Annotated in this window: 4 protein-coding genes and 1 pseudogene; 3 read left to right on the top strand and 2 right to left on the bottom strand. The window is 42.0% G+C overall.

Features of this window, described 5'->3' with window-relative positions; all coding sequences use genetic code 11:
* Together BLS65_RS18540 and BLS65_RS17240 are read left to right on the top strand one after the other, a co-directional pair.
* A pseudogene (locus BLS65_RS18540) lies at positions 1-310 on the top strand (transposase); the annotation flags it as partial.
* Between the two features lie 37 nt (positions 311-347).
* Positions 348-1067: a 2-phosphosulfolactate phosphatase gene (locus tag BLS65_RS17240; RefSeq protein ID WP_170830190.1), complete on the top strand. Its 720-nt coding sequence runs from the start codon at positions 348-350 to the stop codon at positions 1065-1067.
* 84 nt (positions 1068-1151) lie between these two features.
* Here BLS65_RS17240 and BLS65_RS17235 read toward each other — a convergent pair whose 3' ends face one another.
* Positions 1152-2111: a tRNA dihydrouridine synthase gene (locus BLS65_RS17235; RefSeq protein ID WP_170830189.1), complete on the bottom strand. Its 960-nt coding sequence runs from the start codon at positions 2109-2111 to the stop codon at positions 1152-1154.
* 103 nt (positions 2112-2214) lie between these two features.
* Here BLS65_RS17235 and BLS65_RS17230 point away from each other — a divergent pair, with 103 nt between their 5' ends.
* Positions 2215-2781, top strand: coding sequence for a hypothetical protein (locus BLS65_RS17230; RefSeq protein WP_092441032.1), 567 nt, complete (start codon positions 2215-2217; stop codon positions 2779-2781).
* Here BLS65_RS17230 and BLS65_RS17225 read toward each other — a convergent pair.
* The gene (locus BLS65_RS17225) at positions 2778-4049 is read right to left on the bottom strand and encodes an MFS transporter (protein WP_092441031.1); all 1272 of its coding nucleotides are present in this window, start codon (positions 4047-4049) and stop codon (positions 2778-2780) included. The genes BLS65_RS17230 and BLS65_RS17225 overlap by 4 nt on opposite strands.
* Between the last annotated feature and the right edge of the window lie 462 nt (positions 4050-4511).

The raw sequence follows: 4511 nt of genomic DNA, 5'->3' as shown, positions 1-4511 counted from the left end.
ATTTCAAATAGAATTCCTCTACCGAGATGCCAAGCAGTTCACCGGGCTTACCACCTGTCAGGCTAGGAGCAAGAATAAGCTCGATTTCCACTTTAACGCGGCTCTAACAGCGGTAAATATCGCCAAGCAAGACTGGCTCTCAAACAAGGATAACCTCCAAAAAACGTTCTCAATGGCTAATTACAAAACTCTATATAACAACGCGTTGCTACTGGAACGATTTATGTGTATGTTTGCAATAAACCCAAACACCGCAAAAAATAAAAAAATCGTCAATGATTTGTTGGATTACGGTAAAATTGCGGCATAAATCTTACCGAACTATTGTTTGTAATACTACATATAATATGAGAATAGACATAGTTGCATCGGCAGCCGAATTAAAGCAAGAAAGAGTAAAGGGTAAGAATGTTGCTGTAATTGATGTTTTACGCGCTACGACAGTAATTACTACCGCCCTAATGAATGGTGCGAAAGAGATTATTCCAACAGAAGAAGTTTCGACGGCTTTTGAAATCTATTCAAAATACCATAGTGGTGAGGCTTTACTGGGAGGCGAAAGGAATGCTGTTAGGATTGAAGGATTTCATTTAGCAAATTCCCCATTTGAATATATGGAGGATGTGGTTCATCACAAAACCATTATTCTAACTACCACAAATGGAACAAGAGCGTTAATGGGAAGCCTAACCGCCAACAATATTATAGTGGCGTCCTTTCTTAATGCTACCGCAATTGCTACGTGGTTGGGAGAGCAGGACATCGATAGCACCATTGTTTGCGCAGGATCGGCAGAAATCTATACGCTAGAGGATGCGCTGTGTGCCGGCATGATTGCAAAGATTATGGAAGAACGATTCGGAGCAACTCTTTCCGATTTTGCATTCACATTAAAGTTCCTCTACGAAGGTTATGAAGGTAATATAATGAGTGCGCTCACACATTGCCAGCATGCGCAACTGCTGTTATCAAAAGGTTTTAGATCGGATGTAGAATACTGTCTTCAAAAAGACATTACGGATATTATCCCCCGGCTGAACGAGGGTGCTATCACAATTGAAAGATAACAATCTAATATCATGGAGACAAACTAAAATACTAAAGCCTCGGAAAAACTGCCGAGGCTTTAGTATAAATAGGAGAATTGAAGTCTATACAGAAATCTGTTTTGCAAAAAACTCATTGGTTGCATTACGGTAATGATCGGCAGTTGTAGCTTTTACAACCTTTTTATAGGCCTTACGCCTTTCTGGAAATGGCAAAGAGAAGTATTCCCAAAAGGGAGCCATCTTTTTTATCAAATGGCTATTCCCCGAAAGGGAAGCAACATAGTGCTGAAAAAGAGCGTCATGCAATTTATGCATAGCAGAGAGTTTCTCATCCAGATCGCTCTCTATTCCCCCTGCGATATCATTGAATATTAAAGGATTTTGCAACGCAGCACGTCCAATCATCCAGCGAGTAACCGTTGGGAAGCGCTTGCTTCGCTCCTGGTAATCCGTTACCGAAAGGATATCGCCATTATAGCAAACAGGCGCTTTTATTGTAGGCAATACCTTTGCAAATGCGTCAAGATCGGCATCACCTTTATATAATTGCTTGCCAATTCGTGGATGCACAACCACCTCGGCCAAGGGAAATTGATTTAAAACTGGAATGAGCGTTTCGATTTCGCTACTGTCCAGATAACCCAACCGTGTTTTAACTGAGAGTTGTATATCGGGAAAGGTTGTGAAGAGTTTATCGAGAATAGCACGCACAACTTCGGGCTTACCAATAAGTCCGGATCCCGATCCTTTCAGCGCCACCATAGGATATGGACACCCCAAGTTGAAACTAACATTTGAATAACCCAACTCCCGATACCATGCCATGAGAACTGCTAACTCATCGGGATTTGACCCAAGAAGCTGCGGTATAAGGGAAATTCCTTCATTGTTTTCGGGCAAAATATCTTTAAGCCTGCGCGCTTTTCCACGAGCATATTCATGCGCATCGACAAATGGAGCAACAAAGAAAGAGGGTATTGTTCCTGCGGCCAGCATTGCCTTGCGAAAGGGATACTCGGTAAAGCCCTGTAAGGGGGCAAGATAGAAAATTGGTGCAGCCATAATCATAAAACTATTTTGTGCAAAGGAGCAGCTATTTTTTATAGCTTCAAAATATTGTAACTTGTTCCACAATATTACAATTCACAATAGATACTGAAATGCTATGAAAAGAGTTGCTGCACTTATGCTGATATTAACATTGGCAATAGCCCAGGGTTGCTATCTTTTCGAAGAAGCTACCGTTGAGATATTTCCACACGAGAGAATTGCGAAATACTACCTGAGCAATCTGGTGTCGGCACCTGACAGGGATAATGATGTTTCTAGGAAAGAACGAGCGAAGACGGATCTCAAACAGTTTCTTGAAAACTGGAACAACAACATGGAAGAGGTACTATTCGATGTTGCCATTGATAGCATATTGTTTAAAGAGTTAAAAGTGATTCATAAGAAACTGAGCGCATCGGTTGTTTTGAGATACAAGCAGCTTAACAATTTAACGGATACCGTCAAGCCCGGTTTCTATCTCCTTAAGTTATCAGCCGATAATTCCGTGGTGCATAATGGAACAGAAGTAATCATAGACAGCACTAATTATGCTCAATGGCCAAAAAGCACAGAGAAGATTATTCTTAAGTTCCGGAATATTACGGTTAAAAACATTCACAGGCAGAGGATGTATATACGGCTTGGCAAACTTTACCAAGAGAATTTGGAACATAAGCATTAGGTGATTTTTACCACCGAATCCACCACCTTTTGAATTAGAGGGATTCGCCTAGCGTAGAGGAATGCTGCCAGGAGACAGAAGAAACCAGATACAAACAGCACCGATTGTACGCCCCAACGATGCGACAAACTACCTAGCAATAAACTACCTAGGGGCGTTATCCCCATAAACGACATTCCGTAAAGGGAAACCACTCGTCCACGCTTATCCTCATCGACAATAGTTTGTAGCAGGGTATTTGTAGCTGCAAATGCCAGTATCATTCCCAATCCCATAAAGAACATTAAGATTATAGACAAGGGAATTGCGCGTGAGTATGCAAATCCCATAAGGGTTACTGCAAAAATAATGGCAGTAATCATGATGAGACGTGGGATCGTAGCAATTGTTTTTCGACTGGCTAAATAAAAGGCACCAACTAGGGCTCCGGCCCCCATTGATCCTGTTAGGAATCCGAGTAACTCAGCACCACCACCAAGGATATCTTTTGCATATACAGGTAAGAACACTTGGAATGGCAATCCGAAGAAACCGGTAATACCTACTAATATAAGCAAGTAGCGAATTGGAACAAAGGAGAACGAGTATCGAAAACCCTCTTTTAAATCATGAAAGATGGAACTCTCTTTTACTATATAATGAAATGGATCGACCCGCATCGCAAGCAAAGCCCCAATCACGGCCATGAAGCTTACACCATTGAGTAAAAAACACCATGCTTCGCCCATTAAGGCAATAATAATTCCGCCTATGGTAGGGCCAATAAACCTAGCCGAATTAATGAGTGTAGAGTTAAGGGCAATGGCATTTTGAAGCAAGGACTTATCGCCCACCATTACTAGTAAAAAAGCATGCCGGAAAGGAGTATCTACCGCCAGCACAACTCCGTTGAGCGTAGCAAGAAATAGTATTTGCCAAACCTGAATGGAGTCAGTAAAGACAAGTATGGCCAATGAGAAGGCCAGCACCATTGAGCACATCTGTGTTATAATCATAACCTTATGGCGGTTGAGCCTGTCGGCATACACTCCCGCAAATGGAGTAATAAGCAAGGAGGGTATTTGACCGGCAAAGCCAACTAAGCCAAGAAGAAAGACTGAATTTGTGAGGCGATAGACCAGCCAACCTAGGGCAATGTTCTGCACCCAGGTACCTATTAGCGAAACAATTTGGCCGTAGAAGAAAAGTTTAAAATTACGGCTTTGCATAGCTCTAAAAGCAAAGCCAACACCCTGAAAGTAGCTGCGGATATCCAGAAAACGATTCACTGATCAGTTATTTTTTTTGCAAAATTAACCCAATTTATTCTAACGAAGATTTTTCATAGAGAAGATGATGAAAAGTTCCTTGACAATTGGCTCTAAGACCCCTGATGGGCCGTGAAGTTTAACGTAGAATAGCATTTAACCTTAAATCCGCAGGTCGATTGCTAGGTTTTAAATCTTAGCGTATTTAGGTTTGCTTGGTGGATATTTTGCCATTTTTTTGGTTCGACATAGCCCTTCTTTGCGTCACTTCTTCCGTTTTTCGCTCCCCCTATGGTTTGCAACTTCCTTTTTTGGAAGCCTGCAACAATAAAAACCGTAACGAACCGTAAGTGTCAGGTATTCAATTACTAGCTATTGAGGCGCGGGCATACCTTTCCCATTGGGCACAGCAGCGTGGCCGCTTCACTCCAGCAGCAGGTGGTATTTCTTGGCCGAAAAGAGCTTTAGGATGCGCTGTCGTCC

It is taken from the genome of Williamwhitmania taraxaci (genome assembly GCF_900096565.1).
GTDB classification, from domain to species: Bacteria; Bacteroidota; Bacteroidia; order Bacteroidales; family Williamwhitmaniaceae; genus Williamwhitmania; species Williamwhitmania taraxaci.
Note: the sequence above shows the minus strand (reverse complement) of the source record. Positions and strands in the feature narration are given on the sequence as shown.

Bases quoted from the DNA above. Each gene is read 5' to 3' on its own strand.
- BLS65_RS17235 (WP_170830189.1), bottom strand. From the start codon at position 2,111: ATGGCTGCACCAATTTTCTATCTTGCCCCCTTACAGGGCTTTACCGAG.
- BLS65_RS17230 (WP_092441032.1), top strand. From the start codon at position 2,215: ATGAAAAGAGTTGCTGCACTTATGCTGATATTAACATTGGCAATAGCC.
- BLS65_RS17240 (WP_170830190.1), top strand. From the start codon at position 348: ATGAGAATAGACATAGTTGCATCGGCAGCCGAATTAAAGCAAGAAAGA.